We start from the raw sequence: 19,434 nt of genomic DNA, 5'->3' as shown, positions 1-19,434 counted from the left end.
GATGTACCTCTTATCCTAATCCAAAAAGATTCGCCAGTTGTGAGGCTTGGCGCAAAAGACCGGAATGGCCCGCTTCGGCGATTTGTGTATCCAGGCCAGGCTTTCCGGAAACGGATTGTCCTTCGGCCTGCGGCTGGTTGGGTTCGCTTTGGTCCGGGGCGGCTTGGCCCGCGTCCGAAATGGTCAGTTGGATTGCATTGCCGTTGGTGCGGTCCGCCTGGTCTCCTTCGGCAGGCTCTCCATCCCGGGGGGGCGTTCCGTCATCCTGTTGGGAGTCGGCCTGGGCGCCGACCAGCTCAATCACGAAGGTGGATTTGGCTTCGTTGCCCATCTCGTCACGGGCCTTAACCAATACCTCGATCACATGTTCCAGGCCGTCGGGCGGATCAATGCTAAATGTCCCGTCCGAGGCGTTGAAGCTGATCCAGGAGGGCAGGGGAGACCCGTCAGGCATGGTGGCCTCAAGCGTTACCTGAATGCTTGGATCGTTGTGTCGGATGGCGCTGGGCGGAATGGTGAAGTCCGTGGGCCGGTCCGAACGGAAGGTCTGATTCTCCAATTGCAAGGAGAATTGTTCTCCAGTGTCGCCGTCGCCGTCATAGGCGTTGCCAAGCTGTTGATAAAAGCCCATGGGATCGGACTGGCGGCTCTGCGGTACAGGAGGAAGCAGGTCCGAGGGCTTGTTGCCTCCACCCGGCGAAGCCGAAGGGCCGGGATCCTGTGGAGGTGGCGGGGTGTGCGAAGGGGGCGGCGTTGGAGAATCGTCCGGCAGATGCGGCGGCTCCACGGGGTTGGGTTTTTGGACGGATATTTCCAGGGTCTCCGAGTCACTGAGCGCTCCGCCAGCACCGGTGTTGCCCTGGTCGTTTACCGTGACCTGGAGCTGTGCCTCACCGGTGAATCCGTCTTCAGGGCTGAAAACAAGGTTGTCCAGGGCGCTTTGCACGGCATCAAGCTGGCCGGCAAAGGTGATGGAATCCTGTCCGCTGGGCGAATCGCCGGTGGGGAAGTTCAGTCCGGTGGTGTCGTTCAGGGTCAGGGTACCGTGATCCACGTGCAGGGTAACGCGAACTTCACCGTTAAAGGCATCCACGTCCGTCACCTGGATGGCCAGATTGCCGGAAAGCTCCAAATCCTGGCCGGGAGCCGTGCTCGCGGAATTGGGCAAGGTGATGACCGGAGCGGTGTTGATGTCGTCTGTGAGCCGCAGTTCCACCTGCGCGGTGTCACGCTCGTCCGTGGCGCTCCCGGTCAGGCCCGGGTCTGTGCCCGTGTGTCCGTTGTCGTTGATGGTTACCGTGAGGTGCAGCGTGCCGGTGACGCCGTCGCCCGTGTAGGTCATACCCTCCAGCGCGGCGTTGACTTCCGTCAGGGAGCCGGTGAACGTGACAGTTGTGGTGCCGTTGCCCTGCACGCTACTCAGACCATTGATCCCGGAAAGGTTCAATTCGCCTCGGGGTACTTCCAGGGTGACGGTCACGTCCTGGCCGGCCGCGTCCAGATCGTCAACCACGATGGCGTTGCCGTTGGCCTGGGAAAATTCCAGGGTGCCGTCCGGCAGCAGGTTCTGGCGTGCCGTGGGCGCATCCACCTCGGGTGTGTCGTTCACAGGGGTGATGTCCACGGTGACGGAGTCGGTGTCCGTGGAAAAGGCGGTGCCGCCGCCGTTGGTGGTGGTGTCCACCTGTTGGCCTTCGGTGCCGCTGGTCTGGTCCCAGGCACGGAACTGCATATCGGCCGTGCCGTCGAAGTCCGCATCGGGCACGAAACGAATTTTGGCGTCCGGTTGCAGGAGCAGGGCCGCGTCCTCGCTCACGTTCGGGAAGTTGGTCCAGCCGCTGCCCGTGTCGTATTGCCAGGTGCCGTGCGTGGAGTCCGCGCCGGTCACGGCCATGCCTTCCAGCGCATTGTTATCCACATCGGTAATGGGGTCGCTGTTGTTGTCCGAGCCGAGGATTTCCGCCACGGTGCTGCCCGAGGGGTTGGTCATGTCTTCCGAAACATCGGGCAGATGCAGGTCGCTGCTGTTGTCCAGCACGGGCGCGTCGTTTTGCGGGGTCACAGTGAGGTTCAGAATGACGGGCGCACTGGTGGCCGCATCCGCGCCGGAGCTGTCCCGCAGGGTGATTTGCAGCACGTTGGCAGTCTGGTCCACATCCGGGTTGTGGGACGTGCTGTGATAGGTGGCCTGCCGCAGCATGGCCTGTACCGCCTCGGGCGTGGCCTGATCGTTGAGGCTGACCACAAGGTCCGCGCCGTCGGATCCGCCGCTCAGGGTGCCGATGACCGTGCCGCCGTAGGTGATGTTGGAACCGCTGACCCCGATCTGGCCTACGCCGGTTCCCTGGTTGTTGATGCCGAGCTGGTCCCAGGCGTCGCTACCGCTGTTATAGCCGATGGTCAGTTGCCCACCGCCCAGGGTCGTGGAGTCCACGTCGCCAATGGTTACTCCGGGCAGGATGAAGGCCGGGGTGCCGGTATCCGGGTTTACGGCGTTTTCATCCAGCGTGGTGTTGCCGGGCATGCCGCCGATAACCGGGGCGTCGTTCACCGGGGTGATGTTCACGGAAACCGTGGCCGTGTTGCTGGTGTCCTGCCCGCCGCGCTCCGTGCCGTCCCCATCCTTGAAGACGAATTTCATTTCACGGCTGGGATCAGCGCCGAAATTGTCGGGGTTGTCGGAGGTGCTGCTGAAGCCCACGTGTTGGATCAGGGCTTGCACCGTCGCCATGTCCGCGTTCGCGTTGAAGGTCACGGTCATGGCGTTGTTGTGGTCGCCAGCGGTGAACGAGCCGATGACCGCGCCGCCGTAAGTGATGGTTGATCCGCTGATTCCGATCTGTCCAGCCCCGGTTCCCTGATGCAGGATGCTGAGCTGGTCGCCGTCCTGGGCATTCGAACTGATGTTTACCGTGAGAGTGGCGCCGTCAAAGTCGCTGATTTCTCCGTTCAGGAATTCCGTATCGCCGAGAACCACGCCCTGGCCGATGGACACGAAACCGCCGCCCTCCTGGAAGTCTGCGGGAGTGTTGCCGCTGTCGTCCAACGTGGGGGCATCGTTTACCGGGAGCACATTGGCCTGGAGGTCCGTGGTGGTTCTTGCAAAGGGCGCTGTGGAGGCTGGTCCGTTGAGGTCCGCGTGGGTTCCGTCCGCAAGGGCGCCGCCGCTGTTGTCGGCCAGGCGAACCGTCAGGGCTGCCGGTGTGCCGTTGAAATCTCCGGCCGGAACAAAGCGGAGCTTGGCATCCGCATTGAGCAGCAGGGCATTGTTATCGGCCACATTGCCAACGTTCGTCCAGGTCTGGCCGTTGTCCGTGGAATATTGCCAATTTCCCTGGGCGGCTGTGGCGGTGTTGCCCACCACGGCCACGCCCGCGAACTGGTCAGCCCCGGAAAGTTCCGCGGCATCGTTGGGATCCGAGAACAGCCCGCCGAACAGGTTCTGGACGCTCTCTCCCGCGTGATCGGTGCTGTCCTCCAGCACGACCTGGGTGGTGGGCGAACCTGTGGGAACGGGATCGTCGTTCACGGCGGTCACGTTGATGCTGACGGTATCCGTGGCCGTGGAAAAGGCGGTGCCGCCGCCGTTGGTGGTGGTGTCCACCTGCTGGCCTTCGGTGCCGCTGGTCTGGTCCCAGGCGCGGAATTGCAGGGTGGCGGGACCATTGTAATCCGCATTAGGAACGAAGCGTATTGTGGCGTCCGGTTGCAGGAGCAGGGCCGCGCCCTCGCTCACGTTCGGGAGGCTGGTCCAGCCGCTGCCCGTGTTGTATTGCCAGGTGCCGTGCGTGGAGTCCGCGCCGGTCACGGCTATGCCTTCCACGGATCCGTCGTCCACGTCGGAAATGGGGTCGCTGTTGTTGTCCGAGCCGAGAATTTCCGCCACGGTGCTTGAATCGGTTGAGTCTTCCTGAATATCGAGCAGGTGCAGGTCGCTGCTGTTGTCCAGCACGGGCGCGTCGTTTTGCGGGGTCACGGTGAGGTTCAGAGTGGCGGGCGCACTGGTGGCCGCGTCCGCGCCAGAGCTGTCACGCAGGGTGATTTGCAGCACGTTGGCGGTCTGGTCCACATCCGGATTGTGGGACGTGCTGTGATAGGTGGCCTGCCGCAGCATGGCTTGTACCGCCTCGGGCGTGGCCTGATCGTTGAGGCTGACCACAAGGTCCGCGCCGTCCGATCCGCCGCTCAAGGTGCCGATGACCGTGCCGCCGTAGGTGATGTTGGAGCCGTTGACCCCAATCAGGCCTGCGCCGGTTCCCTGGTTGTTGATGCCGAGCTGGTCCCAGGCGTCGCTGCCGCTGTTGTAGCCGATGGTCAGTTGCCCACCGCCCAGGGTCGTGGAGTCCACGTCGCTGACCGTGGCTCCGGGCAGGATAAAGGCCGGGGTACCGGTATCCGGGTTTACGGCATTTTCATCCAGCGTGGTGTCGCCGGGCATGCCGCCGATAACCGGGGCGTCGTTGTGCAGGTCGCCGATGGTCACCACCGTGGTGACAGGGGCGCTGGTGCTCTGGCCGCCACGTGCCGTGCCGTCGCCATCATTGAAGGTGAATTCCACCACCCGCTTCAGGTTGTTGCCGAAGTTGGACGGGTTGTCCGTGGTGTGGTCGTAGGTCACGGCTTCCAGCAGTGCGCTTACGGCCTGTTGGTCGGCATTGCCGTTCAGGGCAACGGTCAGGGCCGTGTCGTGGTCGCCGGCGGTAAAGCTGCCGATGACCGTACCATTATAAAGAACCTGGCTGCCGCTTACGGTGAGCAGGCCGTTATTTGCCAGGCCGAGCACGTCGCCCTGGATCGCGCCCACGGCCAGCCGCACGCTGAGGCTGCCGCCGTCAAAGTCCGCGACCTCGCCGCGCTGGAATTCCATATCCGTCAAGGAGGCGTCCTGGGTCACAAAGACCGGGCCTTGGGCCTCGTCGTAAATGGTCACGTCCCCGCCCACACCGACCACTTCCGGCGCGTCGTTCACGGGGTTGACCGTAATGTTGAAGTGCTGCGTGGTTTCCAGGGCCGGGGCGGTTTGTTGTCCGTCCAGGCCGTACCCTTCGTCGCTGTAGGTCACTGTGATTTGGACCGTGCCGTCCTGCGGGGTGTTGTGTTCTGCTTCCGGCGTAAAGGTCAGGGACTGAAGGGCTGTATTGATTTGGTCCGTGGTGCCGCGCAGGTCCAGGGAATCCCCGTTGTCAGTGATCTGCAGACCGTTGACGGGCGTAATGTCCAGCTCACCGTATCCTTGGGAAATTGCCAGGGTTACATGGACCTCGCCGTCCCGTTCATCCACGGGCTGGAGCTGAATTTCCCCGCCCAGGTCGAGCACGCCGTCTTCATTCATGATCTGGTCGCTGGGCATATCCAGAACAGGCGCGTCGTTCACGGGCTGGATGTTGTTGACCACGATGGTTGTGGAATCCTGCAAGGCGCCGCCGCCCACATTGCCCAGGTCGCTGATGGTGATCGCGATGCTTTCGGATACTCCCGAGTCGTCGCCGGGCGTGTATTCGAAGCTGCTCAACGCGGCGTTGAGTTCGCTGAGCGTGCCTTCCACCACGACGCGGCTTTGCCCGTTGCCCGTGCCGTCCACGAAGTGCAGACCCGTGGTCGTTGTCAGGTTGATGGTTCCGGCCGCGTTTTCAAGTGTCAGGCGCAGGTCCGGATCATTGCCCGTGTCCTGGGTGATGGCGGGGTCAAGATCCAGGTCGCCGATGGTTGGCCCGCTGACGGTGATGGCTTGGTTCTCGGTGCTGTTGCCTGCATCCAGGGAACCGCCGTCGGTGATTTCCGGCGCATCGTTCACAGGGTTGACCGTGACGGTGGCATCGGCGGTGTTCACGCTGTAGGCCGTGTCTCCGCCCGTGCTTACGATGGCCTGCGAATCGCCCGAAGCAACAGCGTTGGAAGCGTCCCAGGCGTGATAGTTGAATGTGGCCTGCCCGTTGAAGTTGGGGTCGGGCCGGAAGCGGATCAGCGCGGAGCCGTCCAAATGCAGGGGATCCTGGTTGGCTTGCCCGGCCACGATTTCGTTCCAGGTCTGTCCGTTGTCCGTGGAATAATCCCAAACACCATTGGTGCGGTCCGCATCCGTAATGGCGATGCCCGTTAGTCCGCCGCCGTCCGGTTCGCGTCCCTGGGTGCCGGTCAAGATGTCCGCCACGCTGGTGTATTCGGTGTCGTCTTCATCAACGTCCGCGAGGTCGCCGCCGTCCGGGTCGCTGATGATGGGCGCATCATTGGTGGCGGTGATGTCCACGAAAACCGTACCCGTGGCCGTGAGTTCCCCACCGGTACCTTGCTCTCCGGCATTGCCGTCGCGGAAGGTGATGGCGATGATCTGGGTGGGCGGGGGATTGTCCTTGATGCTGCTGAAGGTCAGGCTTTGGAGGGCCGCGTCCACGATGTCGCCGGTGGCCGCATCATTGAACGTGATGGTCAGCTTGCCGTTGATCAATTCGTAGCTGCCCACGTCCGTGCCGTTGTGCTTCAGCGTACCGTTGTCCTTGGTGAAGTCGCCGCCGATGTCGTAGCGGTCCGTGTCCTGCAGTACGGCATTACGTTGTACCGTGAGCGTGGCTCCGGCATAGTCGTCTTCGGCGTTGTCAATGTCAAAATCGCTGATGCTGGCACCTGGGGCCAGGGTGACGGGAGTCCCCTGGGCTTGCAGTCCCGCGCCTTCGGTATAATCCACGACAAAGGGCAGGTCCGCAATGCCGGGCTGATCGTTCACAGCGCTTACGTCGGCGGTGAGCGTCCGGGTTTGCAGGCTGACCGGACCTTCGCTGGTGGCCGTGCTCACGTCGAGACGGCCGCCTGCGCTGCCTTCGGTGGTGTCCCAGGCCCGCCAGGTCAGCTGGCCCGTGTCCGTACCGTTGAAGTCCGCCGCACCCACAAAACGCAGCTTGGCGTCAACACCGAGGAGCAGGGCGCTGGTTTCCGCAAGGTTCGTGGGAACGTCCTGCCAGCCGCTGCCCGTATTGTACTGCCAAGTGCCGTTGGCCGTGGTGGTGATGCCCACCAGAGCCATGCCTTCCACGGGGTCCGCGTCCACGTCGCTGACCAGGTCGCCGAGGATGGCGGCAACACTGGTGCCTTCACCGGTGGTGTCTTCCACTTCCGCAAGCACGGAAGCCGGACCGGAGGTGTCCAGTACCGGGGCATCGTTGACCGGGCTGACCGTGACCGCGAAGCTGCCGCTCACGGACTTGGCCCCGCCCACCCCCTCATTGCCCTGGTCCGTGACCAGCAGGGAGATGGTGTCCGAGCCGTTGTAGTGGGTGTCGGGGTTGTATTGCAGGCTGCTGAGGGCGTTGTTCACGTCCGTGAGGGATCCGGTAAAGCTCAGGGTGCCGTCGCTGCCGTTGGTGTCTCCGCCCAGGCCGGTGGTGTCGCTCAGGGTCAGGCGGCCGTGATCCACGTTCAGTGTGACGCGCACGGTGCCGTCCTCGGACCCGCCGTCGGTTTCGCCAAGGGTCAATTCCGTATCACTGATCTGGATCGGACCCAGAGTTAAGGTGTCGTCCTCGTTCAGGCTGACCGGGATGTCGCCCGTGGTTGGATCAAGCGAGATGTTCGATCCGCCGGGATCGTAGACCACTTCCGGGGCGTCGTTTACGGGGCGGATGGTGATGTCGGTCTGTGTGGTGGCGGTTTGTTCCCCGCCCTGTCCGGTATTGCCATTGTCCGAAAGGGTCAGGTGCAGCACATCGCCGGGGGTGCCGGGCTGGGAGATGTCGTTGTAGTCGGCGTCCGGGGTGTAGCGCACGCCGGAGTCCAAAACAGCGTTGACGGCCTCGGCCGAGCCGCTGATGGTCACGGTGCCGGTGCCGTTGTTTTCCAGGGTTACGCCCCCGGTGTTTTGCAGGGTCAGCAGGCCATGTCCCACGGAGAGTTCGAGACTGAGCGTGTCGGTGCCTTGGGCCACGTCCACATCGGATACTTCAATGCCCTTGATCAGAACCGAGGAATCTTCATCCAGGAGGGCGTCCGTCGGGGCCACGATGCCCGGGGCGTCGTTGGTGGCGAGGATGTTGATGTTGAAGGTGCCGGTCGGCTCATTGCCGCCGCTGGAGTCGGAGATCCTGAAGCCGAACTGGTCTGTGGCGGAATCGCCCAGAGGCTCGGAACCGTCGTGCTGATAGATGAGCCGGTCGTTGTGCAGATCGTCCAGGGTGAAAACGGATCCCGCGCCAAGCTGCTTCTCGTCCCCGTCCAGGACGCCGTTGCCGTTGGTGTCAAGGTAGAGGTATCCCTTGTCCACGTTTTGCGTGATGCGGAACTGTACCTGGGTGGCGGAGTTGTCGGGATCCCATGCCTTGAGGTTGGAGCCGTCGCCGGCATCGTTGTCCAGATTCTCAGTGGACAGAATCAGGCTGTCCCCTTCATAGACCTGCCCCCCGGTATTGGTAATGATGGTGGGCGTGTCATTGATGGGGCGCATGGTCATGGTCACGGTGGCCGGAGCGCTGGTCAGGCCTGAAGGATCCGTGGCCGTGAACGTGAAGGTATCGGTGAAGTTTTCCGTGCCGTCGTGGGTGTAGCGCAGTCGTCCGGCATCCAGGTCGGCCTGGGTGAAGGTGTCGCCCGAGGCCATGGCTTCCCCGGCATCGAATTGTCCGTCGTTGTTTTGGTCGAACCACACCGTGCCGTGTTGCGGGCCGGTTCCCAGGGCGTAGGTCATTTCCGCGGTGGTGTTGTCCGGGTCGCCGGAAGAAAGGTGCGAGCCGCCCTGGTTGAGCACCTGGGTGCCGCCTTCATTGATGGAGGCACGGCCGCCGTTGGCTGTGGGGGCGTCATTCACCGGCGTGACGTTCAGGTCCACGGTCACGGTCTGGCTGGGGGTGTCGCCGCCGTCCGTGAGCTGCACCTGGAACTGGTCCTGGGCCGGGTTGGGTTCGCTGTCCGGGTTGTGGAAGTAAGCCACGTCGCCGTCACGCACGTTCTGGATGGAGAAGTGTCCACCCACGCCCACGCTTTGCCAGCTTGTTCCGTTCCATACGCGGATGGTCCCGCCACCCGGGTTCGAGACGATCTCAAAAACCATCTGGTTCGGGTCGCTGTTGTCCACATCGCTCCAGAGCAACGTGGCGTCGCCGCCTAGGTTGTCCACGGTGAGCGCACTCGCGTTTTCCACGTCGGCCAGGGTATGCGCGTCGGCGTCGTCCGTGCCTGCGTCGTCGTGTTCGTCCACGTTCACGGGGTTGTCGGCCTGGAGGTCGGGCGCGTCGTTCACCGGTGTGATGGTGATGTTGAAGGTCTGGGGCGCGGAATCAGGCAGACCGTCGGGATTGTCGTTTTGATCCTTGCCGTCCGAAATGGTGAATTGGAAGCTGGCAACGGTGTTTTCCGAACCGTCGTTGGCGTAGCTGACCAGGCCGTTGTTGATGTCGGCCTGGGTAAAGGAATCGCCCACGCCCAAGGCTTGGCCGTCAAGATAAATGGTACCGTGCAGGGAGCCGGTATCCGTGATTGTGAAGCTTGGGTCATCCCCATCGCGATCCCAGGCTGAGAGCAGGTCACTGGTGATGACGTTGCGCACCGTGCCGCCGCTGTTGTCTTCCAGCACCACGAGCGGCTCGTTGTTCTCCATGAGCGGCACATGGTTGGGGATGCCCGGACCAGCGGTTTCGTAAACGTAGATCCGCAGGGTTCCGGTGTCCGTCAGATCGGTTGGGGCGTGGTCGGTTTCATTGTCGTGCAGGGTGAAGGTCACGTCCACATGGCCGGTATTATCCACCGGGCCGTCGTGTACGAGCAGGACATCCCCGGCCGCGAGCTGGGCATGGGTGAATTCATTGACGGTCTGGCCATTGATTTCGATATGGACGTTCTGGGGCAGGGCATTCCAGGTCCAGGTCAGCTCTGTATCCGTGCTCTCCATGTCCGACCCGTCCAGGTCGGAGGTGCGCAGGGTGCGGGTGTGCTGGGTTTTGAGCCAGACGGTTTCGGTGCGTTCCACTTCGGGCGCGTCGTTTACCGGGTTCACGTCGATGGAAAAGGTGTCGCTGACCAGTTCGCCGTTGCCGTCCCGCAGATCAAAGGCAAAGCTGTCCGAGGTGTTTTCCCCGTCTCCGTGGACGTATACGAGGTCGCCGTTGTCGATATCCACCTGCTGGAACGTGGACCCTGCGCCCAGGCGCTGGCCGCCAAGTTCCAGCCAGCCGTTGGTGGTGTCCGAGGTGATGGTGTAGGTGAGCTGATGATGGGGGCTATCCACGTCGTGCGCGAAAAGGTGGGCGGAGCCGATGATCTGGCTTTGGCCTTCGTCCAGGGTAAGCCCGTTGTTTGTCACTGTGGGCGCGTCGTTGCGGGGCGCAATGCTCAACGTGACCACGGCGTTGCTGATCTGTGAACCTCGTCCGTCATCCACGCTGAATTGGAAGGTGGTCTGTGCGGCGGCTGCCACTGGTTCGGTGCCGTCATGCACGTAGCGCAGGTATCCGGCGGTCATGTCCGCCTGGGTAAAGGTCAGGCCCGTGGTGGCCGCGACCCAGGCGCTGCCGTCGAAGAATTGCAGCTCCCCGTAACCCGGCAGGGATTCCAGGGTGATTTGGAGTGAATCCGGGTTGCCGTCCGGGTCTGTCAGCCCGATATCGATGGGGTTCACGTCGCCGGGGCGGATGTATTCCTGCACCTGAATATCGGAGCCGGAATACTGGATCGGGGCGTTGGCTTCGTTGATGACGATATCCAGGGTTCCCACGGCTTCGCCGCCCGCGCCATCTCGCAGGGTAAAGCCCACGCTGTCCGAACCGTTGGCAGAGAGTTCCCCGCCGGTGTAGACGTAGCGCACCTTGCCCTGGCTGATGTCCTGCTGGCTGAACAGGCCGCCCTGGCCAAGCTCCACCCACTGGCCGCCTACGTTCAGCTCCACCCGGCCGTGCGCGGGCAATGCCGCCGAAAGTTCATACACCATCTGATCCCAGCTTTGCTCCATGTCGCCGCTGGGTTCTTCATAGCGCAGGTCAGCAATGCCGATGGTCACGGCCTGGGAGCCGGTGTGGTTTTCCGTGAACTCCAGGCGAGTGGCCATGGGGTCGGGGGTGTCGTTGTCCGGACTTACGGCCTGGGTCAGACTGCCTTCCACGGAACTGAACGCGGAATCGCCCCCGCCTGTACCGGGATCAATGCGGTCGCCGGTACTGCTGTTGTTGGATTCGTCCCAAACCCGGTAGCTCAGGGTGGTCACGCCGTTTTCGTTGGCGTCCGGGGTAAAGCGTATCCGGGCGGAGTGGGCCAGCAGCAGGGCGTTGTCCGCGGCCAGATCCGCGGGGAATTCCGTCCAGGACGTACCGCCGTCTTCGGAATATTCCCAGGTGCCGGATACGGCGGAAAGATCCATCCCCGTGACGGCCAGACCGAGGTCTGGGTTGCTGTCCGCGTCATCCTGGGCCATGCCCGCCAGGATATCGGCCACGGATTGCCCGTTGCCGGGGTCCGCGTCTTCCATCATGGGCGGAAGGGTGGGGTCGCCGTCGAGTACCGGAGCGTCATTGACGCTGACGATGTCCAGCAGAGCCTGGGCGCTTTGCGTGCTGAAGGCCGTGGCCCCGCCCGTGGCGTCGATGCTCACGACGCTGCCGTTGGAGCCGTTGCTTTGGTCCCAGGCCCGCAAGGTGAGAGAGGTTTGCCCGTGGTAGTCGGCATCCGGTCGGAAACGGATCCGGTTTTGGGCGGATGCTGCCAAAAGCAGGGCCGTGTTATCGGAGCAGGGTCCGACTTCCTGCCAGGATGTGCCGCCGTCCACCGAGTATTCCCAAACACCGTTGGCGTTGTCCGCGCCGACGATGGCCAGACCCGCAGGGCTGGACCCGTCCGGGTCCGAGTACTCGTCCTGGCCTTGCAGGGTCTGCACCAGGGATTCCACGGAAGTGCCTTGGTTGGACCCCATGGGGGTATCCTCGTTAATCTGCCCCAGATCAATGTCGCTACCGCCGAGGACGGGCGCATCGGCTCCCGGGGTCACCGTGACTCCGAAGCTGATTTCCACGCTTTGGCCGCCGGAAGTAGCCCGGATGGTGATGTCCGCGGTGCCGTTTTGGTTCGCGACGTAATCCAGGTGCAGGGTGGAGCCGCTGATGGAGGCTTGGACCAACTGTCCGTTGGTATTGTTCACCACTTCGTAGGTGATGTTTGCGTCCTCGTTATCCAGGTCCGTGAACACGCCGGAAAGGTCGATGTCTGTTGTAGGAGCGTCCTCGGCCACTTCCACGTCTGCGATGGGCGCGGCCACGGTGGGCGCGTCGTCCACGGGATCCACGGTGACCTGGAAACTGGTTTCCACGGTTTTGCCGTTGGATGTGGCGAGGATGGTGATGGTGGCGGATCCGTGCTGATCGGCCAGATAGTCCAGATGCAAAGTTGAGCCGCTCAGCGAGGTCTGCACCAGCCCGTTGTTGGTATTGCCGGTTACTTCGTAGGTGATGGCTGAGTCGTCATTGTCCAGGTCCGTAAACACGCCGGAAAGATCAATGTCGCTCGTGCCAGCGTCCTCCTGCACGTGAACGTCCGGGATGGTGGCGGCCACGGTGGGGGCGTCGTCCACGGGATCCACGGTGACCTGGAAACTGGTTTCCACGGTCTGGCCGTTGGACGTGCCGCGCAGGGTGATGGTGGCGGAGCCGTGTTGGTCGGCCAGGTAATCGAGGTTCAACGTGGTGCCGTTGATGCTGGCGTCCACCAGCCCGGGGTTGGTGTTGCCCGCAACGGCCACACTGATGGCCAGGTCGTCGTTGTCCGGGTCGGTGAACAGGCCGGAAAGATCAATACTGCTTGAGCCTGCGTCCTCCTGCACGTGAATGTCCGCCAGGGGGGTGTCCACCACCGGGGCATCGTCCACCGGAGTGATCAGGATATCACGCTGGGCCTCAATGGTGTTGGCGCCGCTCGCGTCGTGATTGGTGTCGGTGAGCGAGTAGGTCACGGTCCGGCTGGTACCCGGATCATCCCCTGTGTGCTCGAAGCGCACGGAGCGCAGGGCGGTCTGGTATTCGGCGGCCGAGGCTTCGCCCGTAAGGGTCAGCGTTCCGGTGGCCGCGTTCCAGGAACCCAGAATGTTGTCGGATTCCGTAAAGGACAGGACATCGCCTTCGCGCATATCCGAGAGATGCACGGTGGCCTGGGCCAGGGTGTCGTCGTCCCAGAGGGTCAGGCTGCTGTCCAGGAATGTGGCGGGATCGCCTTCGGTGACGAGCAGGGTGGAGGAGTCCACGCCGAGGATGGGGGCATCATTGAGCAGTCCGTGAAATTCGTTGGTTACAGACTCGGCAAAGGGAAGCGAGGCGTCCACGTCGCCCACGCGGGTTTCCAGTTGCCAGTCCCCTCCCTTGTCCGTGTGGCCTGTCGCGTCGTCCGAAGCGGCCACGTCTGCGCCGGTGCGTTGGGCCAGTCCGGCCACGAGTTGCGCGCCTTGGCTTCCCGCGCCCGTATCGCAGCTCCAGAGCAGAATGTCCGCATCCGGTGTGAGCGCCCGGGACCAGGAGCCGATTTCCTGTGCGCGTGCGTGCAACGCCGCATTATCGAGCGTGGACGTACCCAGGAAAACTTCGCCGGATTCTCCATGCGAAAGAATGTGCAGGCTGTCGATGTCTTTCCGGTGTGCCAGGGCTTCGGTGATCCGGGCGATGCCGTCGTCGTCGGCATCCACCAACAAAACTTCGGCGTTGTCGTCCATGGAGTGGGCCAAATCCTGCCAGTTTTCCACAGCAGTGGAAATGACCACGAGTTGCCGGGCCTGGCTTTGAGACACGGCATCCGTAGGAGGAAGCAGAGAGTCCGGCGTTTGGTCCGGGTCGCCTGCATCCTGTTTCTGCATGGCGCCAGCGGCCTGGGCCAGGTCTTTGGCTTGCTGGTCAATGTGCGGCGTAGACTGGTCGTGCTGGTCGGCGTCGTGCTGGGCGTCGGAGTTGTCCACATCCGGGGCGTCTCCCAGAACGGAAGCCACGACGGAAGCGGCCGAGGCATCAAAAAGAACGCGTTCCTCCAGGGCGAGGGAACAACGCCAGGGCGCGGTGGGAGTGTCGGGGCGGGTCGTGTCTTTGCGGATCAAACGCCAAAAACGCTGCATGGTCTCCTCCTGGGCACAAAGGTAGGGACATGGCAGGATAGCCGTGTTCATAAAGGTGAAGAAACGTATATCCACAATGGGATAATGTCAAAAAAGGGGAAGGGTTAGAAAAAAATTATTCTGCATGGTCCAACGAATCTTCGGCCTGGGAGCCGTTGATCTGCGGACGATCGCGCAGAGGGGGTGAACATTGTAAAGCGGAGTGAGTGGGGAGGTTGCGCAGAAAAGGTTTGTCTGGCGTGGGGTGTAGAGTGGTTGTTAAAAAAAGTGGGGAAGGTGATGTGAATTTGTTGTGAATGTCGAACAGAATAAAATTCTGTTTATGGAGAAGTTTTGAAGGAACATTCGGAGGAAAGCAACAACGCCCCGCAGGGGCGGGGCGCTGGGGTGTACGATTGCAGGGGGGCGGTGTAAGCCGTTAGTCCAGGTCACGACCATGTTTGTAGTCGTCGCGGCAACCTTCCAGGCAGTCTTCCTTTTCTTTGCCGCGTTTGTCGTAGCAGACGTCGAAGCAGTTGCGGAAATCCTGCATATACGCTTCCTTGGCTTCCTGCGGACTCATGAACTGTTCGCGGCAGTCTTTGATGCAGTCCCGGTCGTTTTCACAGGAATCCACACATTTGCCAATGCCCATGATGGCCTTGGCGTGGCCCGAGGCCGGGAGCAGAAGCAGACAGGTCAGGGCCATTGCCGCGAAGCAGAGGGAAAAAACCGTGCGTTGCATGAGTACTCCGTGTTTGTCAGTGTCGGTATGTGGTTTGGGCCGATTACTGTTCCGCGGGCTGTTGCAAAAAGGCCAGCAACGGCGTTGCCGCGCAAAGCAAGAGTCTTTGCGAGAGCCTGCTGCGCGTCAGCATTGGTTTCCCTGCGTATCCGGCGTCACGTGCTCTTGAACAGCCTGCCATATCGAGTGCTTTGACAGTCGGTCAGGGTGTTTCGGGTTGTGCGTCCGGCGGCAGGGGCTGCATTCCGTCGCGTCCCGGGGAACCGGCGGACGGTCCCTGCACTCCTTGTTCAAGATCCGGCGCAGGCGCTACCAGCACCCAGCCGGAACTGGACCAGAGCTGTTCACGCTCCTGCATGGAACCTCGGTATTCCAGGCGTCCGAGTTCGGTTTCCAGGATCTGCCCACGTGCGCCGGGCATTTCGTTTTCGCCGTACCACAGTCTGCCGTGTTGCCCTTGGCTGCGGGTGCCGGGCTGGAGGATTTGCGTTTCCAGGCGCCATTTGCCCTTGGATTGGACCTGGACCGGTCCCGTGGCATCCATCTGGTCCGCAAAATCTGGACGAACCTGGTCCATCTCGGGCACCTGGATGTCCTCGGTTGGTTTTTGCTCCGGGATTTGCGGCGGTGTTTCGGCCATGTCCGGCTGCTGTACCTCAACGGGTTCGGGCTGCTGTACCGCGACGGGATCCGGCTGCTGTAGCTCAACGGGTTCGGGCTGCTGTATTTCCGCGGGTTCTGGTTGCTGGACATCGGCGTTGCCGGGTTTTTCGGTGACACCCGGGCGGACTTTGGTCACCCCGGGCCGATGCACGGCGCCACCGAGCATGTTGGCGTCCGCTCCTGCCGGGAGGAGCAGGAGGAGGCCCACTGCAAGAGCGGCCAGCCTGGTCAGTGAGCCGACGGAAAAAAAGGGGATACACATGCTGTTGCTCCTTTGTGGGCTGAAACAGCCTGTTCGGGACAAAAGATTGCAAAAGATATAGTGGTTACCGTCCATTCCATATGGCAGTTCGGATGAAAACGCAAGGGACCGCCCTGCTTGGACGGCCTGGTGTTTTGCCTTCTGCATCCAATGTCTGGATACCCAAGACATGCCCCTTGGGTTTTTATCACCAGATGGTCCGGACGGAATGGTTGGTTCCGTCCGGACCAAGGGTACAAAGCAATGCCTCAAAGGTCCGTGTGGGTCCGTTTTTTATCAAGTTCCACCAGGGTAAAGGCCACGGCCCCGCAAAACGCGATCTTGGCCCAGTCCAGCCAGCCGATGGGAGCGCTGGAGAACAGGGTGTTCATGATCGGGGCGTAGGTGTAGGCCAGTTGGAACAGGAGCATGACACCGACGCCGAGGGGTACCCATGGGTTGGTCCGCAGCCCCAGGGCGAACGGAGAACGGCGGAAGGACCGCGCATTGAAGAGATAGAACGCCTCCACCACGATAAACACGTTCACGGCCATGGTCCGGGCCTTTTCCAGGGAAGCACCGCTGCGAAGTTCCCACTCGAACAGGCCGAACGCCGCCACCAGCAGGATGACGCTGACCATGCCGACCCGCTTGAGGATGACCTTGTCCAGAATGGGCCTGTCCGGTCTGCGGGGCGGTCGTTGCATGATGCCCTGTTCCATTGGTTCAAAGGCCAGCATCATGCCCAGGCAGGCCGCGGTGGTCATGTTGATCCAAAGGATCTGCACCGGCAGGATGGGGAGTGTGGCGCCGAACAGGATGGCCGTAAGAATGACCAGTCCCTCGCCCGCATTGGTGGGCAGGGTCCAGGCGATGAATTTCACAAGGTTGGAGAATACGCAGCGGCCTTCCTCCACTGCGGCTTCGATGGTGGCGAAGTTGTCGTCCGTGAGGACCATGTCTGCGGATTCCTTGGCCGTCTCTGTGCCGCTGATACCCATGGCGATGCCGATGTCCGCCTGTTTCAGGGCGGGGGCATCGTTCACGCCGTCGCCGGTCATGGCGCAGATTTCTCCGAGGGCTTGCATGGCCATCACAAGGCGCAGCTTTTGTTCGGGCGAGACTCGGGCGAAGACCGGAATGTCCGCGACACGCTGGATAAGTTGCTTGTCGTTGAGTTCCGCGATCTCCCGACCCGTGAGCACGGGGCAGGCCTGTCCGGGCAGTCCCGGCCCGCCGCACAATCCCAGCTGGGTGCCGATGGCCTGGGCCGTGACAGCGTGGTCCCCGGTGATCATCTTTACGGCCACGCCAGCCTTGTGGCACGCGGCAATGGCTTCCATGACCTCGGCCCGGGGCGGATCAATCATGCCCTGAAGTCCGAGAAAAACGAGACCCGACGACAGTTCGCCGCGGTCCAGGGCTTCCGGGGCGGTTTCCTTGCGGGCCAGGGCCAGCACACGCAGTCCGCGTGCAGCCATGGTGTTCTGCATTTCAAGAATTGCGTCCACGTCCAGTTCCGCGGTGTTGCCGTCCGGTCCCATGGCCGTGTCGCAGCAGTCCAACACACGCTCCACCGCGCCTTTCATGTAGGCAACACCACGCTCGCCCCGGCGATGCAGGGTGACCATGTATTGCAGCTCGGATTCAAAGGGGATTTCATCCGTGCGCGGAGCCGAAACCGTTTCATCGTTTCTGGAGAGTCCGAATTTTTGGGCGGAAACGAGCAGGGCCGCTTCCGTGGGATCGCCTTCGGCCACGAGCCGTCCGCTGTCGGGCCGGAGTTGCGCATCATTGCAGAGCAGGCCGGCCCGCAGGCATTCCGCCAGGGCCGCATTGCCCAGGTCCGCTCCATCCCGGGCGGATACCTCGCCCTCGGGCGCGTACCCCGTGCCGCTGACCGCAAAGGATTGTGATCCCGCGTAGATCGCCTGAACCGTCATTTGATTTTCCGTGAGCGTGCCGGTCTTGTCCGAGCAGATCACCGTGGTGCCGCCCAGGGTTTCCACGGCCGGAAGTTTACGGACAATGGCTTTTCGTCCGGCCATGCGGGAAACACCCAGAGCCAGGATGATGGTCACGGCAGCGGGCAGTCCCTCGGGTATGGCGCCCACGGCCAGGGCCACGGCGGCCATGAACATTTCCGCGGCGGGTTCGTCGCGCAGCAGCCCCAGCAGGAAGGATGCGCCCGCCAGGACAAGAATGGCGATAAGCAGCGTGTGGCTGAAGGAGGTGATCTTGCGGGTCAGCGGTGTTTCCAATTCATCCGCGGAATCCACCATGCCGGAGATGAGGCCGATTTCCGTCCGGTTGCCCGTGGCCACGACAAGTCCCTGCCCCTGGCCGTAGTTCACCAGGGTTCCGGCAAACGCCATGCAGGTTCGTTCGGCCAGCACCGCATCCGTGGGGCAGGCGCCGCTCCGCTTTTCCACGGGAACGGATTCCCCGGTGAGTGTGGATTCGTCCACACGCAGCTCCCGTGCGGATAAAATTCGCAAGTCCGCCGGAACCTTGTCCCCGGATCGAAGCAGGACCACATCGCCGGGAACGAGTTGCGCGGCGTCGATGCGCTGGGTTTCCCCGGCGCGCAGCACCGTGGCTTCCACGCGCATGGATTCGGCCAGGGAGTTGAGCGCCTTTACGGCCTTGGATTCCTGAAAAAAGCCCACCAGCGCGTTGACGATGACCACGCCCAGGATCACTCCCGCGTCCACCCATTCCTGGAGGAACGCGGTGATGATGCCGGCGGCCAGCAGAATGTAGATCAGCGGTTGATGGAATTGCAGCAGAAAGCGTTCCAAAGGCGTTTTGGAGCGCTTGCCGGAAATCTCGTTTCGGCCGAAGTGTTCCAGCCGTTTTTCGACTTCAAAGCGATCCAGCCCTTTTTCCTCATTCACGCTGAACAATTCCGCGGTCTGATCGGATGAAAGGTGGTGCCAATGTTTTTCAAGAAGGGTTTCCATGCTTCCTCCTGTTGGTTCGAGGGGGGCGGATGGTGCCCACGGTACTCCGATGGGAACAGGGGGTATCTAACGGTACGGCACTATAACAAATGTACGAAAAAGATCGACAGGTCAAGATGGGAACGCGGTTAATCAGATAGGAATGTCGGTATGATATAAATTGACATCGGCAAAGAAAAAGGGAAAATAATAGCTGTAATCCCCAGCTGACGGTTTGGCCGAGACCGAAACCGTCGGCGCGCACGGCAAGCCCGCTGCACCCGCAGCGGTCAAATCAGGGAGCTGCATGCCCAACCCTCATACCGATCCACTCATTCGCCGCCTGTGGGACGTGGTCCGCATTTCCGTAAAAATGCTGGCCGTGCTCATGACCCTGGTGATCATCTGGGGCATTTTTGACGTTGTTTGGGTGCTCTACCAACGCATGACCACGCCGCCTTTTTTTCTCCTGAATATCAATGATATCCTGGCAACATTCGGGGCGTTCATGGCCGTGCTCATCGCCATTGAAATATTCGCGAATATTGTCATCTATCTGGAATCGGAAATGATCCATTTAAAGCTGGTCATTTCCACGGCGCTCATGGCGGCGGCGCGAAAGGTCATTGTGCTGGATTTTTCGGTCAACGATTATCAGGAGGTCTTGGCCCTGGGCGCGGTGATCCTGGCCTTGAGCCTGGGGTATGGGCTGGTCTGCCGGACCAGCAAGTCGTCCTTTTCCCCATGGCAGGAAGGCAAACACACCGCGTCGCAGGACAACGACCAGTGCGGTCCGCCTTCCTGACGG

Annotated in this window: 6 protein-coding genes; 1 reads left to right on the top strand and 5 read right to left on the bottom strand. The window is 62.0% G+C overall.

Going from position 1 to position 19,434, the window contains the following annotated elements; all coding sequences use genetic code 11:
* Positions 1–10 precede the first annotated feature (10 nt).
* The 5 genes from B5D49_RS01595 to B5D49_RS14820 form a co-directional block, all read right to left on the bottom strand.
* Entirely contained in the window at positions 11–14,056 is a 14,046-nt protein-coding gene (locus B5D49_RS01595; RefSeq protein WP_144019045.1) for a cadherin-like domain-containing protein, read from the bottom strand.
* A gap of 418 nt (positions 14,057–14,474) precedes the next feature.
* Entirely contained in the window at positions 14,475–14,780 is a 306-nt protein-coding gene (locus B5D49_RS01590) for a hypothetical protein (protein WP_078715890.1), read from the bottom strand.
* A 202-nt stretch (positions 14,781–14,982) separates the two neighbouring features.
* On the bottom strand, positions 14,983–15,705 hold the full coding sequence (locus tag B5D49_RS01585; RefSeq protein ID WP_078715889.1) for a hypothetical protein: 723 nt from the start codon (positions 15,703–15,705) through the stop codon (positions 14,983–14,985).
* Positions 15,706–15,953: 248 nt separating this feature from the next.
* Positions 15,954–18,647, bottom strand: a complete 2,694-nt coding sequence (locus tag B5D49_RS01580) for a cation-transporting P-type ATPase (RefSeq protein ID WP_078715888.1) — start codon at positions 18,645–18,647, stop codon at positions 15,954–15,956.
* A gap of 132 nt (positions 18,648–18,779) precedes the next feature.
* Complete coding sequence (locus B5D49_RS14820) at positions 18,780–18,935, bottom strand: hypothetical protein (RefSeq protein WP_159447098.1); 156 nt, start codon at positions 18,933–18,935, stop codon at positions 18,780–18,782.
* On the opposite strand from B5D49_RS14820, the gene B5D49_RS01575 reads away from it, so the two are divergent.
* Entirely contained in the window at positions 18,934–19,431 is a 498-nt protein-coding gene (locus B5D49_RS01575; RefSeq protein ID WP_078715887.1) for a phosphate-starvation-inducible PsiE family protein, read from the top strand. The two genes, B5D49_RS14820 and B5D49_RS01575, sit on opposite strands and share 2 nt — an antisense overlap.
* The last annotated feature ends 3 nt before the right edge of the window (positions 19,432–19,434 follow it).

It is taken from the genome of Paucidesulfovibrio gracilis DSM 16080, from assembly GCF_900167125.1.
In the GTDB taxonomy this organism is placed as follows: Bacteria; Desulfobacterota; Desulfovibrionia; order Desulfovibrionales; family Desulfovibrionaceae; genus Paucidesulfovibrio; species Paucidesulfovibrio gracilis.
This window is presented reverse-complemented; position numbering and strand designations above follow the sequence as displayed.